Genomic DNA, 3,357 nt, shown 5'->3' with positions numbered 1-3,357 from the left:
GGCGCGCACGCCGCGTCGGCCACACCCGCGGCATCCGCGCGCGACGCGCGGCAGCGCCGTCCTCCTTGGCTACGCGCCGCGCTCGTCGTCGCCGGCCTGCATGCCTGCGCGCCCGCGGCGGCGACGCAGCCGCCCGGCGCGAGCGAGTGGTCCGGTGCGGTCGCGCTGAGCTCGCAGCTGGTCGATCGCGGCGTCGCCACGACCGCGCCCAAGCCGATCCTTCAGGCCGCCGCGCACTGGACGCCCGGCGCCGACTGGACGCTGAGCCTGTCCGCCGCGGCCGCGGCCGATACGCCGGCCTCGCCGCTGCAATCGGGCGTCGCCGCGACCCGCACCTGGCGGCTGTCCGAGCGCTGGCGCTGGCGCGCCGGCCTGAGCCATTCGCGCTACCTCATCGCCGGCCGGCATTCCTGGCGGGTCGAGCGCAACGAACTGCAGGTGGGCTGGCAGTACCAGGACCGCGCCGCGCTGACTCTCTCGGCCACGCGCCTGCGCGGACACGCGCGCACCTACGCGGCGCTCGACCTGACCTGGAACCGCGCGTTGACGCCGCAGTGGTCGCTCGCCGCCGGGCTCGGCGCGGCCGAGATCGCGCGCTACCGCGACGGCGTCGCCCGCAGCGGCGCGTACGGCTACGGCCACCTCGGCCTGGTCTGGCGGCGCGGGCGCTGCAGCGCCGAGCTGTACCGGCTCGCCGCCGATTCCGGCGCGCCGCGGCCCTGGAACCTCGCGCGCGCCGAACCCTGGGCGCTGACCCTGGCGCTGGCGCTGTGAACCGGCCGCAACCTTCCCGCGGCGGCGGCGCACCCACCGCCATGATCCGGGCCGACCGCCAGCCATGACCGACACCGACGCGCGCAGCGACGCCGCCGACCGCCACCTGCTGCAGCGCATGGCCGGCGGCGACCGCGAGGCGCTGGCCGCGCTGTACCGCGGCTACCACGCCCGCCTCGGCCGCTTCCTGTCGCGACTGACCCGGCGTCCGGACATCATCGAGGAAGCCATCAACGACTGCTTCCTGATCGTCTGGCAGAAGGCCGGCGGCTTCCGCGGCGACTCCCGGGTCTCGACCTGGATCATGGGCATCGCCTACCGCTGCGGGCTCGCGGCGCTGCGCCAGCACGGCGCCGACCCGGTCGGCCCGGACGAACTCGGCGACGATCGCGTTCCCGCCGACGATCCCGACGAGGACCGCGAACTGCGCGACTGGCTCGGCAAAGGCCTGGAACGGCTGAGCGCGGACCAGCGCGTGGTGGTCGAGCTGGTCTACGGCGTCGGCTACAAGCTCGAAGACATCGCCGAGATGCTGGAGTGCCCGCTCGGCACCATCAAGGCCCGCCTGTTCCATGCGCGGGTCAAGCTGCGCAACGTGCTGCCGGCGCTGGCCGGCGGCGCCCGCGCCCTCACCGGAAACCTGTCATGACCGCCTCCCCGATGGACCCCGGGCACGACTGCGCGCGCGCCTGGGAGCTGATGCCCGCGGCGCTGCTCGGCCATGCCGACGAAGAACGCGGCCGCTGGCTGGCCTCGCACCTGGGCCGGTGCGATGCGTGCAGCGCCGAGTTCGCCCAGCAGCAGCGCCTGCGTCGGGCCCTGTCGCTGCCGACCGACCTGCCGCTGGACCCGCAGGCCGGGCTGCGGCGCCTGCTCGAACGCATCGACGCGCCGCCCGCGCAGGCCGCGCCGGCGCGCGCGCGCGGCTGGGCGATCAAGGCCCTGGCCGCCTCGGTGCTGATCCAGGCCGTCGGCCTGGGCGTGCTGAGTTCGCAGCTCTACGCGGCGAACCAGCGCGCCGGCTACCGCACCCTCAGCGACGCGCCGGCGGCGGCGCCGACGCCGGCCGCGTCGATCCGGGTCGTGCCCGATCCGGCCATGCCGCTGGCCGAGTGGAATTCGCTGCTGCGCGGGCTGCAGTTGCAGGTGGTCGAAGGCCCCAATGCGATGGGCGCGTACCTGCTCGCGCCCGCCGCGCCGACCCAGGCGCAGGCCGCGCAGTTGCTGCAGCGGCTGCGCAGCGCGCCGGGCATCCGCCTGGCCGAATCCGTCGCCGCGCGATGAGTCGCTCGATGCATCGCGCGAGCAAGGCATTGCCGACGTTGGCGCTCGCCGCCTGCCTGGCGCTGGCCGGCTGCGCGCCATCGCTGCGCCGCGGTCCGGCGCCGTTGCCGGACGCATCGGCCGCGACGACGGCGACGCAGATGGATCCGCAACGCGACGTGCTGGTCGTGGTGGACAACCCGGTCGCCGCGCCGCCGGCGCGCGCCGGCTCCAACCTGCTCGGCTACGCGCCGGCGCGCCACTACGGCCTGGGCCAGCAGGCGGCCGCCGCGCTGCAGGCGATCGGGCGCGAGCACCGCCTGCGCGAAATCGCCGGCTGGCCGATCCAGTCGCTGGGCGGGTATTGCGCGGTGCTGCGGCCGGCGCCGGGCGAATCAGCCGCACAGGCGCTGGCGCGGCTGGGCGCGGACGCGCGGGTCAAGCTGGCCCAGCCGCTGCAGGATTTCTCGGTGCGGTCCGCGCGGCCGCCGCCGTCCGCCTCGCCGCCATCGTCTTCGCCGCCCTCGTCGTCGCCCCCCTCCGCGCGCCCGCCGCCGCGCGCACCGGCACCGCGCTACAACGATCCCTACCTGGACCTGCAACGCGGCTTCAGCGCCCTCAACGCCGGCGCCGCGCACGCGCGCAGCCGCGGCCGCGGAGTCGGCATCGCCATCGTCGATACCGGCGCGGACGCCGGCCATCCGGACCTGCGCGGGCGCATCCGCACCGCGCTGGACCTGGTCGAGGCCGACCCGGCCGCGTTCCGGCGCGACGCGCACGGCACCGAAGTGGCCGGGATCGTCGCCGCCAACAGCAACAACCGCCTCGGCATCGCCGGCATCGCCCCGCTGGCCGTGCTCGATCTGTACAAGGCCTGCTGGTATCCCGCCGCGCCCGGCGACGGCGCGCGCTGCAATTCCTTTACCCTGGCCAAGGCCCTGGCCGCGGTCGCCGACAGCCGCGCGCGCGTGGTCAACCTGAGCCTGGGCGGACCGGCCGATCCGCTGCTGCGCAGGTTGCTGCAGCAGTTGCTCGAACAGGGCCGGATCGTGGTCGCCTCGCTGCCCGCCGACGGCCGCATGAGCGGGTTTCCGGCCGACACGCCGGGGGTGATCGTGGTCGGCGACAGCGCCCGCGCGGTCGCGCCCGGCAGCCTCGGCGCGCCGGGCAGCGACATCCTCACCACCCGGCCCGGCGGCGGCTACGACTTCGCCTCCGGTTCTTCGATGGCCGCCGCGCACGTCAGCGGCGTCGCCGCGCTGTTGCTGGCGGCGGCGCCGTCGCTGGACGCCGCGCGCGTGCGCGCCTTGCTGTTCGGCG

4 protein-coding genes are annotated in these 3,357 nt (G+C 76.1%); all 4 read left to right on the top strand.

Annotated elements, in window-relative coordinates; genetic code table 11:
• Positions 1-774, top strand: a 774-nt coding sequence (locus A7A76_RS11450) for a hypothetical protein (protein WP_206411303.1), incomplete at its 5' end; no start/stop codon positions are given.
• Between the two features lie 64 nt (positions 775-838).
• Complete coding sequence (locus A7A76_RS11445) at positions 839-1,423, top strand: RNA polymerase sigma factor (protein WP_206411302.1); 585 nt, start codon at positions 839-841, stop codon at positions 1,421-1,423.
• A complete protein-coding gene (locus A7A76_RS11440) occupies positions 1,420-2,058 on the top strand; it encodes a zf-HC2 domain-containing protein (protein ID WP_206411301.1) in 639 nt (212 codons plus the stop codon). Before A7A76_RS11445 ends, A7A76_RS11440 begins: the two co-directional genes overlap by 4 nt.
• A gap of 8 nt (positions 2,059-2,066) precedes the next feature.
• The coding region (locus tag A7A76_RS11435; RefSeq protein ID WP_206411300.1) for a S8 family serine peptidase at positions 2,067-3,357 on the top strand (1,291 nt) is incomplete at its 3' end.

The organism is Lysobacter enzymogenes (assembly GCF_017168095.1).
Lineage (GTDB): Bacteria > Pseudomonadota > Gammaproteobacteria > Xanthomonadales > Xanthomonadaceae > Lysobacter > Lysobacter enzymogenes_D.
This window is presented reverse-complemented; position numbering and strand designations above follow the sequence as displayed.

Coding starts and splice junctions, on each gene's coding strand:
- A7A76_RS11445 (WP_206411302.1), top strand. CDS start 839: ATGACCGACACCGACGCGCGCAGCGACGCCGCCGACCGCCACCTGCTG.
- A7A76_RS11440 (WP_206411301.1), top strand. CDS start 1,420: ATGACCGCCTCCCCGATGGACCCCGGGCACGACTGCGCGCGCGCCTGG.